The 19,170-nt window shown below is 68.3% G+C and carries 16 protein-coding genes; 12 read left to right on the forward strand and 4 right to left on the reverse strand.

Annotated features, from left to right (window positions below; all coding sequences use genetic code 11):
- Positions 1-129 precede the first annotated feature (129 nt).
- From ABL840_RS32165 to ABL840_RS32195, 7 genes are all read left to right on the forward strand, one after another.
- Entirely contained in the window at positions 130-1,455 is a 1,326-nt protein-coding gene (locus ABL840_RS32165; protein ID WP_093307375.1) for an NUDIX domain-containing protein, read from the forward strand.
- An 84-nt stretch (positions 1,456-1,539) separates the two neighbouring features.
- Positions 1,540-3,768 carry a YccS family putative transporter gene (gene yccS, locus ABL840_RS32170; protein ID WP_093307450.1) on the forward strand — a complete coding sequence of 743 codons (2,229 nt, stop codon included), beginning with the start codon at positions 1,540-1,542 and terminating at the stop codon, positions 3,766-3,768.
- Positions 3,769-3,849: 81 nt separating this feature from the next.
- Positions 3,850-4,245, forward strand: coding sequence for a hypothetical protein (locus ABL840_RS32175; RefSeq protein ID WP_418116079.1), 396 nt, complete (start codon positions 3,850-3,852; stop codon positions 4,243-4,245).
- A gap of 184 nt (positions 4,246-4,429) precedes the next feature.
- Positions 4,430-5,128, forward strand: coding sequence for a Bax inhibitor-1/YccA family protein (locus ABL840_RS32180; protein WP_093307377.1), 699 nt, complete (start codon positions 4,430-4,432; stop codon positions 5,126-5,128).
- 27 nt (positions 5,129-5,155) lie between these two features.
- On the forward strand, positions 5,156-5,698 hold the full coding sequence (locus ABL840_RS32185; RefSeq protein WP_093209786.1) for an Rrf2 family transcriptional regulator: 543 nt from the start codon (positions 5,156-5,158) through the stop codon (positions 5,696-5,698).
- A 235-nt stretch (positions 5,699-5,933) separates the two neighbouring features.
- Positions 5,934-7,070 carry an efflux RND transporter periplasmic adaptor subunit gene (locus ABL840_RS32190; protein ID WP_093307378.1) on the forward strand — a complete coding sequence of 379 codons (1,137 nt, stop codon included), beginning with the start codon at positions 5,934-5,936 and terminating at the stop codon, positions 7,068-7,070.
- A 13-nt stretch (positions 7,071-7,083) separates the two neighbouring features.
- The gene (locus tag ABL840_RS32195; RefSeq protein ID WP_176947656.1) at positions 7,084-10,209 is read left to right on the forward strand and encodes an efflux RND transporter permease subunit; all 3,126 of its coding nucleotides are present in this window, start codon (positions 7,084-7,086) and stop codon (positions 10,207-10,209) included.
- Positions 10,210-10,225: 16 nt separating this feature from the next.
- Here the strand turns inward: ABL840_RS32195 and ABL840_RS32200 are convergent, their stop codons facing one another.
- Positions 10,226-11,131, reverse strand: a complete 906-nt coding sequence (locus ABL840_RS32200; RefSeq protein ID WP_093307380.1) for a DMT family transporter — start codon at positions 11,129-11,131, stop codon at positions 10,226-10,228.
- A 141-nt stretch (positions 11,132-11,272) separates the two neighbouring features.
- Here ABL840_RS32200 and ABL840_RS32205 point away from each other — a divergent pair, with 141 nt between their 5' ends.
- The gene (locus tag ABL840_RS32205) at positions 11,273-11,716 is read left to right on the forward strand and encodes an Lrp/AsnC family transcriptional regulator (protein ID WP_093209833.1); all 444 of its coding nucleotides are present in this window, start codon (positions 11,273-11,275) and stop codon (positions 11,714-11,716) included.
- Between the two features lie 34 nt (positions 11,717-11,750).
- Here the strand turns inward: ABL840_RS32205 and ABL840_RS32210 are convergent, their stop codons facing one another.
- Positions 11,751-12,377, reverse strand: a complete 627-nt coding sequence (locus ABL840_RS32210) for a TetR/AcrR family transcriptional regulator (protein WP_093307381.1) — start codon at positions 12,375-12,377, stop codon at positions 11,751-11,753.
- A 132-nt stretch (positions 12,378-12,509) separates the two neighbouring features.
- Between ABL840_RS32210 and ABL840_RS32215 the strand changes: the two genes are divergently transcribed.
- Positions 12,510-13,736, forward strand: coding sequence for an ABA4-like family protein (locus ABL840_RS32215; protein WP_093307382.1), 1,227 nt, complete (start codon positions 12,510-12,512; stop codon positions 13,734-13,736).
- On the opposite strand, the gene ABL840_RS32220 is transcribed toward ABL840_RS32215, so the two are convergent.
- Both ABL840_RS32220 and ABL840_RS32225 read right to left on the reverse strand, forming a co-directional pair.
- Positions 13,721-14,485 (reverse strand): sulfite exporter TauE/SafE family protein, encoded by a 765-nt coding sequence (locus tag ABL840_RS32220; RefSeq protein WP_093307383.1) that lies wholly within the window; start codon positions 14,483-14,485, stop codon positions 13,721-13,723. The genes ABL840_RS32215 and ABL840_RS32220 overlap by 16 nt on opposite strands.
- A gap of 71 nt (positions 14,486-14,556) precedes the next feature.
- Positions 14,557-15,444 carry a LysR family transcriptional regulator gene (locus ABL840_RS32225; RefSeq protein ID WP_093307384.1) on the reverse strand — a complete coding sequence of 296 codons (888 nt, stop codon included), beginning with the start codon at positions 15,442-15,444 and terminating at the stop codon, positions 14,557-14,559.
- Between the two features lie 171 nt (positions 15,445-15,615).
- Here ABL840_RS32225 and ABL840_RS32230 point away from each other — a divergent pair, with 171 nt between their 5' ends.
- The 3 genes from ABL840_RS32230 to ABL840_RS32240 all read left to right on the forward strand — a co-directional run bounded on the left by ABL840_RS32230 (position 15,616) and on the right by ABL840_RS32240 (position 19,112).
- Positions 15,616-16,407, forward strand: a complete 792-nt coding sequence (locus tag ABL840_RS32230) for a fumarylacetoacetate hydrolase family protein (RefSeq protein ID WP_093307385.1) — start codon at positions 15,616-15,618, stop codon at positions 16,405-16,407.
- Between the two features lie 118 nt (positions 16,408-16,525).
- The gene (locus ABL840_RS32235; protein ID WP_093209800.1) at positions 16,526-16,798 is read left to right on the forward strand and encodes a hypothetical protein; all 273 of its coding nucleotides are present in this window, start codon (positions 16,526-16,528) and stop codon (positions 16,796-16,798) included.
- A 103-nt stretch (positions 16,799-16,901) separates the two neighbouring features.
- Positions 16,902-19,112 carry a TonB-dependent siderophore receptor gene (locus ABL840_RS32240; RefSeq protein WP_418116080.1) on the forward strand — a complete coding sequence of 737 codons (2,211 nt, stop codon included), beginning with the start codon at positions 16,902-16,904 and terminating at the stop codon, positions 19,110-19,112.
- Positions 19,113-19,170 lie beyond the last annotated feature (58 nt).

The following is a 19,170-nucleotide window of genomic DNA, read 5'->3' on the forward strand; positions in this document are numbered from 1 at the left end:
TCAGCAAGAGTCGATGTGTTTGCGTGCCTTGACGGTAAGTCGCACGCCGCGTTTCGCACGGTCTTCCGCGCGACAGCGGGGCCCTTGCGCTGTCACCTTGGCAGCAGCGGCCGGCGCGACAATGCGGGCATGACCGCCAGATCACCGGATGCCTCGTCCCTGCCCGCTTCGCCGCGCCCCGTGCGGATGGCGGCCACCCTCATCGTCCTGCGCGACGGAAGCGACGGCCTCGAGGTGCTGATGCTGCGGCGGGCCGAGAAGGCCGACGACCAGAACAGCGGCGCCAGCGTGTTTCCGGGCGGAGTGATCGACGCGCACGACCGGGGCCTGCACGAAAGCTGCAGCGGCCTCGACGACGGTGCCGCAAGCGCACGCCTGGGCCTGTCCGAGGGCGGCCTCGACTACTACGCGGCCGCGATCCGCGAATGCTTCGAGGAAGCCGGCGTGCTGTTCGCGACCGACGCCGCCGGCCAGATCGTGGCTCTGGACGAACTGCCGCCCGCGCAGCTCGCGGCCATGCGCCAGGCGGCGGAGCAAGGCACCGATGCCCTGCTCTCCCTGTGCAGGCAGAACGGCTGGAAGCTCGCGACCGACCGGCTCGCGTACTTCTCGCACTGGCTCACGCCGCCGGGCATGCCGCGGCGCTTCGACACGCGCTTCTTTCTCGCGACGATGCCCGAGGTGCAGAGCGTGCGTCCGGACGGCCGCGAGACGGTCGAGCACATGTGGCTGCGCCCCTCCGAGGCCGTGGCGCCGGCGCGCGGACTCAAGCTGATGAACGTGACGCGGCGCATCCTCGAGGGCCTTGCGCAGTTCGACAGCGTGGCCGGGCTCATGACGCATGCGCGCGACCTCAAGCACATTCCGCGCGTCATGCCCCGGCTGGCGGACGGCCCCAAGGGGCGGCGGCCAGTGAACATGGAGGAACCCGCATACGAGGAAGTCGGCCATGTCGACCCCGACGGCCAGGGCGGCGGGCGCTACGCGCACGAGGCCGGGCTGGCGATGCGGCTCTCGGCCCGGGTGCTGCGGGTCACTGGTGAAGCGGGCGATGCCTCGGGCGCGCTGGTGCACAGCTACTTCGTGGGCACGTCGGGCGGCGACTGGGCGTTGATCGACGCGTTGCCCGCGAGCCCCGCGCACATCGAGGCGCTCGTCGCGGCGGCGCCGGGGCGTATGCGATGGCTGCTGTCGACGCACGGCCACGCGGAAGAAGCCCTGCGCGACATCTGGCCAGATGCCTCCGCCGTGCTCCCCGCGCCGGGCGAGCGGATCGAACTCGGCGAGGCCACGCTGCGCGTGCTGCCGGGAGACGGCGATGCGCACTCGCGCCGGTTCCTGCTGGCCGAGGACGGGATGCTGTTCGCGGGCTTGTCCGAGGACCACGCGGCCGGCGAAGACGAAGTCCGCTGGATCGCGGCGCGCCACGGCTTCCTTCGCAGCCCGCGCAGATGAGCAGGTAGAGAGACAGAAAGAAGAGTCGAATCTTCGAGCCGGTGCCACGCGGCCGTGGCATGCATCGTGCAAGATCGGCCCATCATGCTTCCCCTGTCTCCGGACGCGCTGCGCCAGCAGCTGCGGTCATTCGCTTCTCGCGCGCAGCCCGTGCGCATCCTCCTCACGCTCGGCAGTCTCATGGCGGCTTGCGCCTGGACCGGCCATCCCGACGCGGTGATTCCCCTGTTCCTCGGCGCCATTGCCAGCGCGCTCGCCGAAACCGACGACAGCTGGCGCGGGCGGCTGCGCGCGCAGCTGGTCACGCTGGGCTGCTTCGCTGCCATCGCCTTCGCGGTGGAGGCGGCCTTCGGCATGCCGCTGCTGTTCATCGCCGGCCTGGCGCTCTCGGCCTTCTGCCTCACGATGCTCGGCGCGGTGGAGGCGCGGTACAAGGCGATCGCTTATGCGACGCTGATCCTCGCGATGTACGCCACGCTCGGCATCGAGAACATGGGTTCGCATGGCGTGGCGCATCGCGGACGCGAGCCGCTGCTGCTTGTGGCCGGCGCGGCCTGGTACGGCGTTTTCTCGGTGCTGTGGTGCGCGGCCTTTCCGGCGCAGCCGGTGCAGGCGCGGCTGGTGACGCTCTTCACGGTGCTGGGCAACTACGTGCGCTTCAAGGCGTCGCTCTTCGAGCCGCTGCGCGGCATCGACATCGAGCGCAAGCGGCTCGCGCTCGCGCAGCTCAACGCGGAAGTGGTGACCGAACTCAACGCGGCCAAGGAAAGCATCTTCCGCCGCATCGGCGCGCGGGCGCCGACCGGGCGCATCTCGCGCTACCGGGGGCTGTACCTGATCGCGCAGGACGTGCACGAGCGCGCCAGCTCCTCGCACGACGACTACAACGCGCTGGCCGACGCCTTCTTCCACAGCGACCTGCTCTACCGCTGTCAGCGCGTGCTGGGCCTGCAGGGGCTGGCCTGCCAGCGGCTGGCCGAGTCGGTCGCGCGGCGCGAACCCTTCGAGGTGGGCCCGGAAACCGTGCAGGCGCTGGCCGACCTGCGCAGCGCCATCGAGCACGAGCGCGCTCGGGCCGATACCCCTGCGCGGCTCGCCCTGCTGGCTTCCGTGGAAGCGCTGGCGCGCAACCTCGCGCTGCTCGACGGCCAGCTCGCGGGCGCCAGCCAGCCTTCGGCACGCGCGGGCCGCACGGAGATGGGCCTGTTCGACCGCTCGCCGCGCTCGTGGCGCGACGCGGTCGAGCGCGTGCGGCGCCAGCTCACCGTGCGCTCGCCGCTCTTCCGGCATGCGCTGCGGCTGTCGATCGCGCTGGTGGCGGGCTATGGCGTGATGCAGGCCATCCACCCGGCGCAGGGCTACTGGATCCTGCTGACCACGCTCTTCGTCTGCCAGCAGAGCTATGGCGACACCATCGCGCGCATGGGCCAGCGCATTGCCGGCACCGCGCTCGGCGTGGTGGCGGGCTGGGCGCTGCTGCAACTCTTTCCGCAGCCGCTGGTGCAGTCGGTGCTCGCGGTGGTGGCCGGGGTACTGTTCTTCGCGACCCGCACCACGCGCTACCTGCTGGCCACCGCATCGATGACGCTGCTGGTGCTGATGTGCTTCAACCAGGTCGGCGACAGCGGCGTGCTGCTGGTGCCGAGGCTGGTCGACACCGCCATCGGCAGCGCCATCGCCGGGCTGGCCGTGCTGCTGGTGCTGCCCCACTGGCAGGCGCGGCGCATCAACGAGCTGGCCGCCGCCGCGATGCGCGGCCATGCAGGCTACCTGCGGCAGATCGTCGTGCAGTACCGCACCGGCGCCCGCGACCACCTCGACTACCGGCTGGCCCGGCGCAACGACCACAACGCGGACGCTGCGCTGTCGACCGCCGTGTCGGACATGTTCCGCGAGCCGGGCTACGTGCGGCCGCGCGCGGGGGTGGCGCTGCGCTTCCTGATCCGCTCGCACACGCTGCTGAGCTATCTGTCGGCGCTGGGTGCCCACCGCGCGGCGCTGCCCGATTCGGCGCAGATGGCGGTGCTGCATGCGTCGGCCGAAGGGGCGATCGCGGCACTCGAGGCGCTGGCGGCCGGGCTGGAAAAGGGCGCGGTGGATGTAACGGACGGTGCGGAGGCGGAGTCGGCTGCACGCGCCGCGCTGGCGCAGGCCGCTGCCGACGGAGGTGAAAGCGGGAGCGCCGGCGACCCGCAGGCGCGAACTTTCCATACCGAACTCGGTCTGATATGGCTGCAGATAGACGCCCTGCGCACCCACGCACGGGAATGGCTGCAGTCCGAAGGCAGCGAAACCACGACCGCGCCGGCCTGAGGAACGGAACATCCGTGCGATCAGGTCGGTTGAAAACGCCGCCGCGAACTTCGTCATGCGCGACGGCTAAAATACCCCTACATGTCCCGCTGGTTTGCCGCTACCGTCCTCGCAATCATGTTGTCCTGCTACGGCTTCGCCGTGCTTGCCCACAACATGATGGGTGCCGGCCATTCCGCACATTCGCACGCTGACCCGCAGGCCGCTCAGGCCACCCAGACGCTGGTCGTCAGCGTCGCCTTCACCGCCTCCTCCGACGCCCCGGCGTTGGCGAGCGATGCCGACAAGGCATCGGATGACACCCTCTCCATCGACGAAGCCGGCTCCGAACACGCCGAGCTGGTCGACGCCCGCAACGGCGCGCCCGCGCTGCTGCGCTTCACGGAACAGCCGCCGAAACTCGGCCTGACCACCATCGTCTCGCCGTTCCTGGCGCGACCCAAGCGGCCACCCCGCGCCGCTTCCTTCGTCGCCTAGGCCCGAAAAGCCTGCGCGACCGGGAGCCGCCACGGCTCCCCATGTGCGATCCGGGCCGTCCGCCACCTGCGGCGCCCGTCTCGCAGCCGCTACCCCGCATCTCATTCACGGCCCTGTGCCATTTCGCGTGCGCCATCGAGCGCCACGCGGCCGGTGCAGGTCCAGCTCAAGGAACCAACACAAAATGAACAACAGCCCTACCGCCTATCACGACAGCATCGATCTCCCGATCGCCTCGCCGCAGGAGCGCAACCGCGTCCTGCGCAACACCTACTGGCTGCTCGCGCTGTCGATGGTGCCCACCGTTCTCGGCGCCTGGATCGGCGTCTCCACCGGCTTCTCGCGCGCCATGTCGCCGGGCATCGGCCTGATGGTCTTCCTCGGTGGCGCCTTCGGCTTCATGTACGCCATCGAGAAGACCAAGGAAACCGCCGCCGGCGTGCCGGTGCTGCTGGCCTTCACCTTCTTCATGGGCCTGATGCTGTCTCGCCTGGTCGGCACCGTGCTCGGCTTGGCCAACGGCGCCAGCCTGGTGATGACGGCGTTCGCCGGCACCGGCGCGATCTTCTTCGGCATGGCCACGCTGTCGTCCGTCATCAAGCGCGACCTGTCGGGCATGGGCAAGTGGCTCTTCATCGGCGCCATCCTGCTGCTGGTGGCCGGCATCGCCAACTTCTTCCTGAAGTCGAGCGCGCTGATGATGACGCTGTCGGTCCTGGCCATCGGCATCTTCTCGGCCTTCATCCTGCACGACCTCAAGCGCGTGAAGGACGGCCTGGAAACCAACTACATCTCCGCCACGCTGGGTGTGTATCTCAGCATCTACAACGTCTTCCAGTCGCTGCTGGCCCTGCTGGGCATCGCCGGCGGCCGGGACGAGTAATTCCCCACGAAGGAAGGAAAACATCCCATGCGTCTCACCACCAAGGGCCGCTTCGCGGTCACCGCGATGATCGACATCGCCCTGCACGGCCGTTCGGGCCCCGTCACCCTGGCCTCGATCAGCCTGCGCCAGCGCGTGTCGCTGTCGTACCTGGAACTGCTGTTCGGCAAGTTGCGGCGCGCCAGCCTGGTTGAATCGACCCGGGGTCCGGGCGGCGGGTATTCTCTGAGCCGCAAGGCGGCGGAGATTTCCGTGGCCGACATCGTCCTCTCGATCGAGGAACACGATGCCGAAACCACCCACCGGCGCGATGCCGACGCGCCGGGCGAAACGGGCCGCTGCGAAATCGACGAGCTCTGGGCCACCGTGAACCTGCGGGCGGTCGAGTTCCTCAAGTCGATCTCGCTGCAAAGCCTTGTCGACGAACAGAAGGCAAAGGGCGTACAGGCCGCGGTGCGGACCGAGACCCGGCGTACGCCGGCCGGCCAGCCGGCCACGCGCAAGCCTTTCGTCGTCGACGCGCCGAACTCGGTGTTCGCACTGGGACGGCGCCAGCAAAGCGCCAGCTAGCTCCGAGCCAGCCAGCCGACCGGCCCACGCGGCAGGGCCCGCCGTCACGGATCGACGTGGCGGCGGGCGCCTGCCTGCGTGGGCTTTTTCGTTGGTTCTTATCCCTCGGAAGCCTCAGGAATCCTTCATGTTGCAACGCAGCACGGCAGGCACAATGCACCATAACAGTGCAAAACATCAAGCATGCGCGACCCGGACGACTCCGGCTCGCGCCGCATCGCGTTCCCGGACAGCCATGACTTTCAAGCTCCTGTTCCCTCTTTCCCTGCTCGCCCTCGCCGCTTGCGGCGCCAGGCAGACCTCCGACACCGAAGCGGCACCGCCCGAAGTCGGCGTGATGGCGCTGCACGCGGGCGACGTGCCCGTGCACACCGAGCTCTCGGGCCGCACGGCCGCCTTCCGCGTGTCCGAGGTCCGGCCGCAGGTCAACGGCATCGTGCGCAAGCGCCTGTTCGAGGAAGGCAGCATGGTCCGCGCGGGCCAGGTGCTGTACGAGATCGAGCCCGGCCCCTTCGAGGCTGCGCACGAGCAGGCGCAGGCGGCGCTCGCCACGGCCCAGGCCAGCATCGCGAGCCTGCGCGGCAAGTCGGAGCGCTTCGGCGAACTGGTGAAGGCCAACGCGGTGAGCAGGCAGGAGCACGAGGAGGCTCAGGCCGCGCTCGTGCAGGCCGAGGCCGGCGTGAAGGCCGCGAAGGCGGCGCTGAAGGCCGCGCGCATCAACCTCGAGTTCACGCGCATCGAAGCACCCATCTCGGGCCGCATCGGCCGCTCCAGCGTGACCGAGGGCGCGCTGGTGGCGCCGGGCCAGGCCACGGCACTCGCGACCATCCAGCGCATCGACCCGATCTACGTCGACGTGGTGCAGTCCAGCCTCGAGCTCACCCGGCTCAAGCGCCGCTTCATCTCGGGCGACATGGCGCCCGCCAGCACGCGCGTGGGCCTGCGCATGGAAGACGGCCTGCCCTACCCGCACGCCGGCACGCTGAAGTTCACCGAGGTGGCCGTCGACGCCGCCACCGGCTCGGTCACGCTGCGCGCCGAATTCCCCAACCCGCAAGGGCTGCTGCTGCCCGGCATGTACGTGCGCGCGCAGGTCGAGTCCGGCGTGGAGCGGCAGGCCGTGCTCGCGCCGCAGCGCGGCGTGTCGCGCAACGAGAAGGGCGAACCCACCGCGCTGGTGGTCGGCGCGGGCGACAAGGTCGAGCTGCGCGCGCTCGAAGTGCGCAGCGCGGCGGGCGACCAGTGGGTCGTGACGAGCGGGCTGCGCGAAGGCGACCGGCTCGTGGTCGACGGCCTGCAGCGCGCCCACCCCGGCGACAAGGTGAAGCCGGTGCCGGTGTCGGCCGCGGCGGCACCTTCCTCGGCAGATTGAGACAACTCCAGTGATCGCCAACTTCTTCATACAGCGGCCCGTCTTCGCATGGGTCATCGCCATCCTGATCATGCTGGCCGGCGGCGTGGCCATCCGCACGCTGCCGGTGTCGCAGTACCCGGACATCGCGCCGCCCACCGTCGTCGTCTCCGCCAACTACCCAGGCGCCTCGGCGCAGGCGGTGGAAAGCAGCGTCACGCAGGTCATCGAGCAGCAGCTCAAGGGCATCGACGGCCTGCTGTACTTCAAGTCGACCAGCAGCTCGGCCGGCTGGGCCGAGATCAGCGTCACCTTCCGCCAGGGCATCAACCCCGACACGGCGCAGGTGCAGGTGCAGAACAAGGTCAGCCAGGCCACCAGCCGCCTGCCGCAGGCGGTGCAGCAGCAGGGCGTGACGGTCGCGAAGTCGCAGAACAACTTCCTGCTGATCGTGGCGCTCTACGACGAGACCGGCCGCCGCACCGACACCGACGTGGCCGACTGGATGGCCAGCAACATGCGCGACCCCATCAGCCGCGTCGACGGCGTGGGCTCGGTGCAGGCCTTCGGCGCAGCGTACGCGATGCGCATCTGGCTCGACCCGCACCGGCTCGCGAGCTACCAGCTGATGCCCTCGGACGTGACCGCCGCCATCGCTGCGCAGAACACGCAGGTGTCGGTCGGCGAGATCGGCGCGCGGCCCTCGCCCGCGAAGCAGCAGCTCAATGCCACGGTGACGGCGCTGTCGCGGCTGCAGACGCCGGCGCAGTTCCGCGACATCGTGCTGAAGACGCAGGCCGACGGCGCCGTGGTGCGCCTGGGCGACGTGGCGCGCGTGGAGATGGGCAGCGAGTCGTACGCCGAGACCACGCGGCTGAACGGCCACCCCGCCGCGGGCGCGGCCATCATGCTGGCGCCGGGCTCGAACGCGCTGACCACCGCCAGCGCGGTGAAGGCGCGCATGGCCGAGATGGAGCCCTCGCTGCCCGCCGGCCTGCGCGTGGCCTACGCGGAAGACACCACGCGCTTCGTGAAGATCTCGATCAAGTCGGTCATCAAGACGCTGCTGGAGGCCATCGCGCTGGTGGTGGTCGTGATGTACCTGTTTCTGCAGAACTGGCGTGCCACGGTCATCCCGGCCATCACCGTGCCGGTGGTGCTGCTGGGCACCTTCGGCGTGCTCGCGGCCTTCGGCTACTCGATCAACGTGCTCACGCTCTTCGGCATGGTGCTGGCCATCGGCCTGCTGGTGGACGACGCCATCGTGGTGGTGGAGAACGTCGAGCGCGTGATGCACGAGGAAGGACTCGACCCCAAGGCGGCCACCATCAAGTCGATGAAGGAAATCACCGGCGCGCTGGTCGGCATCGCGGTGGTGGTGTCGGCGGTGTTCCTGCCGATGGCTTTCTTCGGCGGCTCGGTGGGCGTGATCTACCGGCAGTTCTCGGTGACGATCATCGCGTCGATGGTGCTGTCGGTGGTGGTGGCCATCGTGCTGATCCCGGCGCTGTGCGCTCGCTTCCTGAAGGCCGACGACACGCCGCGCACGCGCGGTTTTCTCGGCGCCTTCAACCGTCGCTTCGACGCCGCACAGGGTCGCTACGTGGGCCTGCTGGGCCGCATCCTGCGCAAGCCGCTGCGCTTCACGGCCGTGTACGCGGCCATCGTGGCCGGCATGGGCGCGCTGTACCTGAGCCTGCCCGGAGGCTTCTTGCCCGAGGAAGACCAGGGCAGCGTGATGGTGCAGCTCACGCTGCCGGCCGGCTCGACGAGCAGCCGCACCGACGCCGTGAACCGCATGGTCGAGAAGCACTTCCTGGAAACCGAGAAGGACACGACAGACACCATCTTCACGCTCTCGGGCTGGAGCTACGGCGGCTCGGGGCAGAACATGGGCATGGCCTTCGTCTCGTTCAAGGACTGGTCGGAGCGCAGGCACGCGGACAAGCGCGCACAGGCCATCGTCGAGCGTGCGGGCACAGTGCTTTCGAAGCAGCAGCGCGACGCCGAGGTCTACGGCATGGTGCCGCCGCCGATCGAGGGGCTGGGTGAATCCAACGGCTTCGAGTTCTGGCTGCAAGACACCTCGGGCATGGGCGCCGAGCGGCTGGTGCAGGCGCGCGAGTCGCTCGTGCGCGACGCGAAGAAAGACCAGCGCCTGCAGTCCGTGCGCGCCAACGGCGTGGCCGGCACGCCGCAGCTGCAGATCGACATCGACCAGCTCAAGGCCTCGGCGCTGCGGCTGTCGCTGGACGACGTGAACACCACGCTGGGCATCGCCTGGGGCGGCAGCTACGTCAACGACTTCATCGACCGCGGCCGCGTCAAGCGCGTGTACGTGCAGGCCGACGCGCCCTACCGCTCCGACCCGGACGACATCCGCCAGTGGTTCGTGCGCGGCGCCACCGGCGCGATGACGCCGTTCTCGGCCTTCGCCACCACGCGCTGGTCGCAGGGCGCGCCGCAGCTGGAGCGCTACAACGGCCTGCCGGCCGTGCAGATCCAGGGCGCGGCCTCGCACGGCACGAGCTCGGGCACGGCGATGGCGGCGGTGGAAAGCATCGCGAAGAAGCAGCGCGGCACTGGCCACGCATGGAGCGGCCTCTCGTACCAGGAGCGGCTCTCGGGCGGGCAGGCACCGCTGCTGTTCGCACTGTCGATCCTCGTCGTGTTCCTGTGCCTGGCCGCACTGTACGAGAGCTGGTCTGTGCCGTTCTCGGTGATGCTGGTGATACCGCTGGGCGTGCTCGGCGCGGTGATCGCCGCGTCGCTGCGCGGCCTCTCGAACGACATCTACTTCCAGGTCGGTCTGCTGGCGACCATCGGGCTGTCGGCGAAGAACGCGATCCTGATCATCGAGTTCGCTGAAGCCGCGCTGCGCCGTGGCGTGCCGTTGCTCGATGCGGTGGCCGAAGGCGCCCGCCTGCGGCTGCGGCCGATCCTGATGACCTCGCTGGCCTTCCTGGCCGGCGTGGTGCCGCTGGCGCTGGCCACCGGCGCGGGTTCGGCGAGCCAGGTGGCCATTGGCACGGGCGTGTTCGGCGGAGTGCTGGCCGCGACCGCGCTGGGGATCTTCTTCGTGCCGCTGTTCTACCTGCTGGTGAAGCGGAGCGCGACAGCGCTTTTCAGGCGCAACGACGTCGCCGCGGCGGCACCCTGAGCCGCGGGCGCCATCGTCAGCTTCTTCCGGCAGCGGGCGATTGCTGCCTCGGCAGGCCCGGCAGGGTCCAGCCGAAGGTCATGCCCGCCGCCGAGATCAGGATGGCGGCCGCGCCCGCCAACTGCAGCGTGCCCAGCCGCTGGCCGAAGGCGACGTAGTCGACGCCGATGGCCACCAGCGGATAGATGAACGACAGTGCGCCCGCCACCGGCGTCGACAGCTTCTGCAGCGCGCCGTACAGCAGCACGAACACCAGCCCCGTGTAGATCACGCCCATCGCGAGATGCACGCCCCAGGTGGCCGCATCGGTGGGCAATGTCTTCAGGTTCGCGAACGGCGCGAGCATCACGATGCCCACGCAGACCTGGATCAGCGCGATGAGATGCGGCGCGATGCCATCGAGCTTCTTTGCCACGAGGGCCGCCACCGCGTAGCAGAAGGCCGCGCCCAGCGCCATCAGCACGCCGACGAAATAAGACGAGCCTCCGGCGCCACCGCCGGACTTGGCCTGCGCCACCAGCACCACGCCGGCGAAGGCGATGCACAGCCAGATCGCCTTCATCGCGGTCAGCCGTTCCGACATGAGAAGCGCGCCGAGCGCCACCAGCATGAACGGCTGCGTGTTGTAGACCGCGGTGGCGATGGCGATCGACGCGTGCGAGAACGACGCGAAGATCAACACCCAGTTGATGACCAGAGCCACGCCGCCGAATGCAGCCAGCGCGAAGTTGCGCAGCGTGAGGCCGCGTCGCAGAAGGCCGAGCACGAAGCACACGACCAACAGCGTCGCCGCGCCGAATACGCAGCGCCAGAACAGCAAGTCGGGCAGCGGCTGGTTGAAGCGCACGACGACCCATCCGATGGTTCCGGAAATCACCATGGCCGCGCTCATCTCGAGCGCACCGCGAAGCTGTGTCTGCATGTCTTTCCGTTCCGAACGGCAGGAAGCAAAGCTGCAAGCGTGCCACGGCCAGTGCGAATTGGATATGCTTTTAATAAGGCAATCGCCAGCAATGGCCGTTGAAATCAAGGCACTTAACCCAGTTCACCGGAGATGGTCTTCATGCTCGATCCGATCGACGAATCCATCGTGCAAGCCCTTGCCGGCAACGCGCGCATGTCCCTGAAGGAACTGGCCCACCACGTGGGTCTCTCGTCGCCCAGCGTCTCCGAACGGCTGCGCCGGCTCGAGGAGCGCGACGTGATCCGGGGCTACACGCTGGACGTGAATCCGAAGGCGCTGGGATACCAGTTCCAGGCCATCGTGCGCATCCGTCCGCTGCCGGGGCAACTGCAGGCGGTGCAGAAGCTCATCGAAGGCACGCCCGAGTTCTGCGAATGCGACAAGGTCACGGGAGAAGACTGCTTCGTTGCGCGGCTGTTCCTGCAGTCGCTCGAACAGCTCGACGGCATCCTCGACCGCATCGCGAGCAAGGCCGAGACCAATACATCCATCGTGAAGGCGCAGACGATCCGCAGGCGGCTGCCGCCCTTTCCGGGGCAATGAACGAAGAGTGAATGAACGAACGAGCGGCTGAAGGCTAGGGCCAGAACTGCTTCAGTATCTCGGGCAGCATGTTCTCCACGAAGTCGTTCGTTCCCGCGCCGCCGGCGTGTCCGCCGAACTTCTCGTCCAGCGCGAGATGCGCGAAGCCGTGCACGGTGGACCATGCGCCCAGCACTGTCGCCTGCGTCGCGCGGTTCAGCGGCTTCTTGCGGCCCCAGCCGGTGTAGTCGCGCACCGCCATCTCCAGCTCGGCGAATGCCGCATCTCCGGCAGCCTCCAGCCGTGCGTCCGGCGTCAGGCGGTCCTTGCGGAACATGAGCTGGAAGCGCGCCGGATAGGCCAGCGCGAACCGCACATAGCCCATGCCCTGGCCGCGCAGGCGGCGTGCGGGATCGGTACCGCCCGTTTCGGTGCCCTCGCGCAGGCAGCGCGTGAGTTCCTCGAAGCCGAGGATCGCCACCTCGGTCAGCAACCCGGCCGCGCTGCCGAAGTGATGCACGGGCGCGGCTGCCGACACGCCCGCGCGTCGCGCCGCCTCGCGCAGGGTGAAGCCCTCGATGCCGCGCTCGGCCAGCAGGACTTCGGTAGCCCCGATCAGCGCCGCGCGCAGATCGCCGTGGTGATAGGGCACGGGTGCTTCTTCGATTTTCTTTGCCGCCATGGCTGCCTGCTGTTCCCGGTCTTCAAAGGAGGAACTCTACCTCCTCGAAGAATCAGGTTGCGCTTTCATCTAAACACTGTAAAGATAACATCTTTCCGACCCTGGATTGCCTTCTTCGATCGCGAGGCGCACATGTTCGATTCACTTTTCAGCGCAGGCAGCACTGTCGCCCTTCCCGCCTGGGCTGCGCTCGGCGCGGCCCCATGGCTGGGCCGTGCCAAGCCGTTCATCTGGGCCACGACCGGCATCGTCATTCCCGTCGGCCTGGGGCTGGCGTACTGGTGGCTGATGGCAACCTACTGGTCGGCGGCCGGCGGCGGATACAGCTCGCTGTCGGCGGTGCATGCGCTGTTCCAGCATCCGGGCCTTCTCACGGCCGGGTGGTTCCACTACCTCGCCTTCGACCTGTTCGTGGGCACCTGGATCGCACGCGAGGGAGAGCGCGCGGGCATCGCGCCGGTGCTGCTCATCCCCTGCTTCGCCCTCACCTTCTTGTTCGGCCCGGTCGGTCTGCTGGCTTTTCTGGCGCTGCGTGTCGCGCCCACGTGCATGGCACTGGCATGGGAGCTGCATCGGCGCCAGCCGCAGCTCGCTTGGTTCGGTGGTTTGCTGCTCGCGGCGATGGTGCCTGCCCTCGTGGCGGCGTGGCTCGATCCGCGCACGCTGAACGGCGTCGGCGTCTGGGTCAAGCCGCTGAAGTTCATGGCTTCGGTCAGTCTCTATGCGCTGACCACCGCATGGCTGATCGGCGACCTGCCGCACGAGCAGCGCGGTGCCCGCATCGCACGCATCATCGTCGCGGTGGTGATCGCCACGGGCGTCTTCGAGATCGGCTACATCACGCTGCAAGGCGCGCTAGCGCAGGCTTCGCATTTCAACGAAGACTCGACCTTCCACATCGTCATGTACAGCCTGATGGGCGTGGGTGCGCTGCTGCTCAGCGCCACGGCACTGCCGCTAGCGTGGCTGTTCGCGCGCCACGGCGATGCGCTGGCAGCGCCCTACCGGCTGGCCGTGGTGCTGGGGCTGGTGCTGACCTTCGTGGCCGGCGCGGGCGCGGGCATCGCGATCAGCCAGCATGGCGGATCGACCATCGGTGCCGTCGCGGGCGGCGCCACGCTTCCGCTGTTCGGCTGGTCTGCAACCGGAGGCGACCTGCGCGTGCCACACTTTCTCGGCGTGCACGCACAACAGCTGCTGCCGCTGGCGGGTGCGCTCATCAGCATGTCGCTCATGCCGTGGGGCCGCGCGGCGGTGTGGCTCCTGACGGGCCTCTATGCGGCGCTGATTCTCTGGACGTTCAGCCTGGCCTACGCAGGCATGCCGCTGATTCCCCTCGGCATTCAACCGGCGGCATAGCGGTAGATCAGGAAGGCGCCCGAGCACAGCACGGCAAGCGCCACCACCTTGATGAACTGCTCGCGCGACAGGCGCAGCGTGATGCGCCTGCCCACCGCCGTGCCCACCAGCATGGCGGGAAACAGCAGCACCGCCAGCCACAGGATCGACGTCTGCGCATACACGCCGGCCAGCAGGAAGAGCACCGCCCGCGTCAGCGTGCTGAGCCCGATCAGCGTGGACTGCGTGACGCGGATGCGTTCCTTCGCCTCGATGCGCCCCGACAGGTAGATCGCGTAGATGAAGCCTCCGCTGCCGAACATCGCCGAGAAGATGCCGCCCACGAAGCCGAAGGGCATCGCTGCGCGCTGCGACAGCCGGGAGGCGGGCTTGATGCCGCTGAGCGAATACAGCGCATAGGCCACCGCGAAGATGCCCAGCGCCAGCAGCATCAGCTGCGGCCGCCCGAGCAGCAGCAGCGCCGCTCCCACGAGACTTCCCAACGCCATCACCGGCACAAGCCGCCGCAGCTCGCCGACGTCGGCCGATCGCGCATCGCGGCTCACGTTGGCCACGGCCGCGAAGAAATCGAGCAGCGCCAGCAGCGGCACGACGCTGGCCACCGGAATGAAGTTGGCCAACACCGGCCCGGCGACCAGCGCGGTGCCGAAGCCGGCGATGCCGAAGATGACGTAGGCGACGACAACGCCCGTGCAGACGACGGCGAACTGGGAAGGCGTGACAGGCAAGGCACCGGAGATGAAATCCATGCCCGCGAATCTATGGACTTCGCGACTCCCGCGCCAATACCGAATTCGGCGCCCATCGATCTCGAAATCAGCTAGACGGCACGCAACGACGCGACCAGATCCTGCGCGAGCCGCGAGGCATCTTCCGCGCGCCACAGCACCAGCACCGTGGTGCATACATCGTCGCCATCCAGCGCGAGCAGCTTCACGCCTTCCGGCGCCATGCGCCCCATCGACTCGGGCACGATCGCGATGCCGAAGCCGGCCTGCACCAGCGCCAGCTGCGACCACTTTCGCGAGCGAACCTGCGCGCTCCTGGGGTGATAGCCCTGCGCACGGCAGAGCTCCGCCACGCAATGGCTCAGCCCGCCGCGTTCGAGATGCGGCGTCGCGACGAACGGCTCATCGCGCAGTTCGGCGATGGTCACGCGCTCGCGGCCGGCCAGCGCATGCGTAGCGGGCACGGCCACCACCAGTGATTCGGAGAAGAGCGGCGACTGCTGCACGCCCGGGTAGCGGCGCAGCACCGGCTCGCGCGCCAGGCCGACGTCGGCATTGCCCTGCTCGATGTCCATCGCCTGGTACTCCGACGCACGCTGCGACACTTCGATGGAGACGCCGGGGTGGCGCTGTGCATGCTTCTTCAGGCATTCGAGCAGGCCGTGCGTCAGCGGCACCGAACTCGAATGCAGCAGCTGCACCGTGCCTTCGATGCCGCGCTGCGCATGACGCGCCCCGATGGCCGCGCTCTCCAGCGCCGCGAGAATGCGCCGCGCATCGCCGTAAAGCGATCGACCCGCGGGCGTCATCTCCAGATGCCTCGCATCGCGCTCCAGCAGCGGCACCTGCAGATGCCGCTCCATTTCCTTGATCTGCCGGCTCAGGGCCGACTGCGCGATGAACAGGCGCTCCGCCGCAAGGCTGAAGCTGCCCGCGTCGACGATGTCGACGAAATAGCGAAGCTGTTTGTGGGTGAGCATGCGGGCGTCCTGCCGGGCCGGTACGTGGCCCCGTGCGCCGATTCTGCAGTGGTGGGTTCTGTCCTGTTTTTGCGTAGATGCGTGCGATTGCGCGCCACCCCGCCGTCCCAGAATGAAGCCGCCGTGCGAGGTACGGCAAGCGCATTTCCACACAAGACCAAGGAGACCTTCATGATCACTTCCCGTCGCGGCCTGCTGGCCGGTTCCGCCGCCATGGCAACCGGCGCCATCGCCGGCTGCGCGCTGTCCGCCGGGGCCGCCCGCGCACAGGCCACGCCGTTCGATGTCGCCCCGTCGACCATCCCGATCGTCGGCAGCGAGCAGGTCTATCCGGTGCGCCGCATCTACTGCATCGGCCGCAACTACGAGGCCCATGCGCGCGAGATGGGCTCGGATCCGAGCCGCGAGCCGCCCTTCTTCTTCCAGAAGCCGGCCGACGCGATCCAGGTCGTGACGCCCGGCACCGTGGCCGACCATCCCTACCCCACGCTCACGAAGAACTACCACTACGAGGTGGAGCTGGTGGTGGCGCTCGGAAAGGGCGGGCGCAACATCCCGACGAGCTCGGCGCTCGACCACGTCTACGGCTACTCGCTGGGCCTCGACATGACGCGGCGCGACCTGCAGCGCGAGATGGGCGACCAGAAGAAGCCCTGGGAGATCGGCAAGAGCTTCGACCAATCGGCGCCCGTGGGCCCGATCCATCCAGTGGCGAAGGTCGGCCATTTCACCGACGGCGCGATCTGGCTCAAGGTGAACGGGCAGACGAAGCAGAACGCCACGCTCAGGCACATGATCTGGTCGGTGGCCGAGCAGATCAGCCGGCTGTCGCAGGCCTTCGAGCTGAAGCCGGGCGACATCATCTACTCGGGCACGCCGGAGAATGTGGGGCCCGTGGTGCGTGGCGACCTGATCGAGATCCACATCGACCGGCTTCCGGAGCTGTCGGTGCGGATCGTCTGAGCAAAGGCACGGCACAGGCACGAAGGAAGCCCCGGGGGCGCGAGGGTGAGGGTGGCCACTCCTTTTTTCCTGCCAGATTGATGCCGATCATCGGCGGCTCCGCAATCACAGAGCCGCCATGTCCCAGCCTCCGCAAGCCATCTACATCGACGACCTGCACGCCCCGCAGGTGTTCGCGGACGAAGTCTCGGGCTACTGGGTCAACGCGGGCTGCGTCCACATCACCTTCGACGCCAGCCGCGTCGATCACAGCTCCGACAAGTGCCCGGTCCACCGGGCGGCGGTGCTGCGCGTGACGCTGCCCATTCCGATCGCGCAGGTGCTCGCGGTCAGCCTCTACGACTTCCTGAAGCAGCGCGGGCTGGCGCCGTCGCCGGGCAACGGCCACTGATCCGGAAGAGGCAGCCCGCACGGGCCGCAGGGCCAAGCTCCAATATTTCTACGAGATTCGCACTGAAGATGAGAGTCATTCTTATCTACAACGCGAGTCAAAGTTGATCCCAGGACGCCAGAACACCGCCGCCGCCGTCACGGCCCTTTCGCCGATTTCCACGGCCTCCCCGCCCTCATTCAGGCGCAGCGCATTCGGCCCGCCCGCGCGCGCCACGCTGCTGGTGCTGTGGGCCGCGGCCCAGATCGGCCGCGCGCACGCGCAGGAGGCGCAAGGCAAGGACGCTGCCGCGGCAGCGCTGCCAACGGTGACGGTCACCGCCGAGTCGCAGGACGACACGCAGCAGCACCTCGGCGCCAAGGTGAGCAGCGGCGCGCTCGGCGCGCGCTCGCAGCTTGAAACGCCCTTCTCCACCACCGTCGTGCGCGGCGAGGACATGGCCGAGCGCCAGGTGTCGAAGCTGGGCGACGTGTTCGCGCTCGACGCATCGGTATCGGACAACAGCGGCGCCTACAGCGCCTGGGCCAGCTACATCACGGTGCGCGGCCTGCCGCTGGACTGGCAGAACGGCTACCGCATCAACGGCCAGCCCTTCCTCAGCTACGCCATCACCCTGCCCTACGAACACTTCGAGCAGATCGAGCTGCTCAAGGGTTCGTCGGGCTTCATGTACGGCTTCGGTTCGCCGGGCGGCATCGTCAACTACGTGACGAAGAAGCCGACCGACCAGCCGGTGCGCAGCATCGAGGTGGGCTACAAGACGGCCGGCATCTGGAGCGAGCACGTCGACCTGGGCGGGCGCTTCGGCACGGACGACCGCTTCGGCTACCGGCTCAACGCCACGCACGAGGAAGGCAAGACCTACAACGACGGCAACGTGCGCCGCAACTCGGTGTCGCTCGGACTGGACGCGAAGCTCACCGACAAGCTCACCTGGACCTTCGACTCGCTCTACCAGAAGCGCACCTCCACCGGCCAGACGCCATCGATCTACCTGGGCAGCTACACGGGCACGCAGTTGCCCGCCACCATCAGCGCCGACAACCAGGGCCTGGTGGGCGCGGGCCAGCACCTGGCCACCGACTTCAACCTGTATTCGACCGGCCTGCAGTACAAGCTCTCGCCCGACTGGACGCTGAGCACCAGCTACAGCCACAGCAGCGCCACGCGCAGCCGCAACGAAGGCATCGCCTACCTGCTCGACTCCGGCGGCAGCTATGACGACTACCGCTCCGACAGCGCCGAGGGCCACCGCTTCAACCAGTGGCAGGCCATGGCCACGGGCAAGCTGCGCACCGGCGACTTCGAGCACCAGCTGACGCTGGGCGCGTCGTGGCAGAAGCAGGTCAACTACTACAGCAGCAACAGCGTCTACCAGCTGATCGGCACCGGCAGCATCTTCGGACAGAACACGAACAGCTACGCCAGCTCCACCGATTTCACGCCCTACCGCAACAGCGACATCACGCAGCGCGCCGTCTTCGCGAGCGACACGCTGAAGCTGTCCGACAGGTGGTCGGTGCTGGGCGGCCTGCGCAGCACGACCTACGAGCAGATCGGCTACGACACCACCGGCGAGCGCAACTCGAGCTATCGCAAGAGCGGCGTGATCACGCCCACGCTGGCGCTGATGTTCAAGCCCGCGCCCGACACCACGCTCTACACCAGCTATGTCGAATCGCTGGAGCCGGGCAGCACCGTCGGCAGCCTCTACGCCAACGAAGGTCAGTTGCTCAACCCGCTGAAGAGCAAGCAGTACGAACTGGGCCTGAAGACCGAGCGCGACCGCTGGAGCGCCACCGCGGCGCTCTTCCGCATCGAGCGCGGCGCCGAGTACGCCAACAGCGCCAACGTGCTGGTGCAGGACGGCCAGTCGATCTACCAGGGCCTGGAACTCGGCGCCTCCACGCGCCTGGGCTCGCAGTGGCGGATCGGCGGCAACCTGATGCTGCTCGACAGCTCGTACGAACGCGGCAGCAGCTACATCGGCAACCGCGTGGCGGGCGCTCCGAAGCTGGTGGCAACCGCGCAGGTGTCCTACGACGTGGCGCAGGTGCCGGGGCTCAGGCTCTCGGCCGACATGAAGTACACGGGCAACACCATGCTCAACGCGGCGAACCAGCTGAGCGTGCCCGGCTACACCATCGCGAACATCGGCGCGAGCTACACGACGCGCATCGGCGGACGCAACACGACCTTCCGCGCGGCCATCAACAACGTGGCGAACAAGCGCTACTGGGAGTACCAGTACGACAACTACATCAAGCCCGGCGACCCGCGCACGTTCAGCGTGAGCGCCAAGCTCGATTTCTGATTCCGTTGCGCAGTCACGGCCGTCCAGGGGGCGGCCGTCCAATTTTTCTCCCCCTTTG

This window comes from Variovorax sp. NFACC27, assembly GCF_048301545.1.
GTDB classification, from domain to species: domain Bacteria; phylum Pseudomonadota; class Gammaproteobacteria; order Burkholderiales; family Burkholderiaceae_C; genus Variovorax; species Variovorax gossypii.

Excerpts from the sequence above, each read along its gene's own strand:
- ABL840_RS32165 (WP_093307375.1), top strand. The coding sequence starts at position 130 with ATGACCGCCAGATCACCGGATGCCTCGTCCCTGCCCGCTTCGCCGCGC.
- yccS (WP_093307450.1), top strand. The coding sequence starts at position 1,540 with ATGCTTCCCCTGTCTCCGGACGCGCTGCGCCAGCAGCTGCGGTCATTC.
- ABL840_RS32175 (WP_418116079.1), top strand. The coding sequence starts at position 3,850 with ATGTCCCGCTGGTTTGCCGCTACCGTCCTCGCAATCATGTTGTCCTGC.
- ABL840_RS32180 (WP_093307377.1), top strand. The coding sequence starts at position 4,430 with ATGAACAACAGCCCTACCGCCTATCACGACAGCATCGATCTCCCGATC.
- ABL840_RS32185 (WP_093209786.1), top strand. The coding sequence starts at position 5,156 with ATGCGTCTCACCACCAAGGGCCGCTTCGCGGTCACCGCGATGATCGAC.
- ABL840_RS32190 (WP_093307378.1), top strand. The coding sequence starts at position 5,934 with ATGACTTTCAAGCTCCTGTTCCCTCTTTCCCTGCTCGCCCTCGCCGCT.
- ABL840_RS32200 (WP_093307380.1), bottom strand. The coding sequence starts at position 11,131 with ATGCAGACACAGCTTCGCGGTGCGCTCGAGATGAGCGCGGCCATGGTG.
- ABL840_RS32205 (WP_093209833.1), top strand. The coding sequence starts at position 11,273 with ATGCTCGATCCGATCGACGAATCCATCGTGCAAGCCCTTGCCGGCAAC.
- ABL840_RS32210 (WP_093307381.1), bottom strand. The coding sequence starts at position 12,377 with ATGGCGGCAAAGAAAATCGAAGAAGCACCCGTGCCCTATCACCACGGC.
- ABL840_RS32215 (WP_093307382.1), top strand. The coding sequence starts at position 12,510 with ATGTTCGATTCACTTTTCAGCGCAGGCAGCACTGTCGCCCTTCCCGCC.
- ABL840_RS32220 (WP_093307383.1), bottom strand. The coding sequence starts at position 14,485 with ATGGATTTCATCTCCGGTGCCTTGCCTGTCACGCCTTCCCAGTTCGCC.
- ABL840_RS32225 (WP_093307384.1), bottom strand. The coding sequence starts at position 15,444 with ATGCTCACCCACAAACAGCTTCGCTATTTCGTCGACATCGTCGACGCG.
- ABL840_RS32230 (WP_093307385.1), top strand. The coding sequence starts at position 15,616 with ATGATCACTTCCCGTCGCGGCCTGCTGGCCGGTTCCGCCGCCATGGCA.
- ABL840_RS32235 (WP_093209800.1), top strand. The coding sequence starts at position 16,526 with ATGTCCCAGCCTCCGCAAGCCATCTACATCGACGACCTGCACGCCCCG.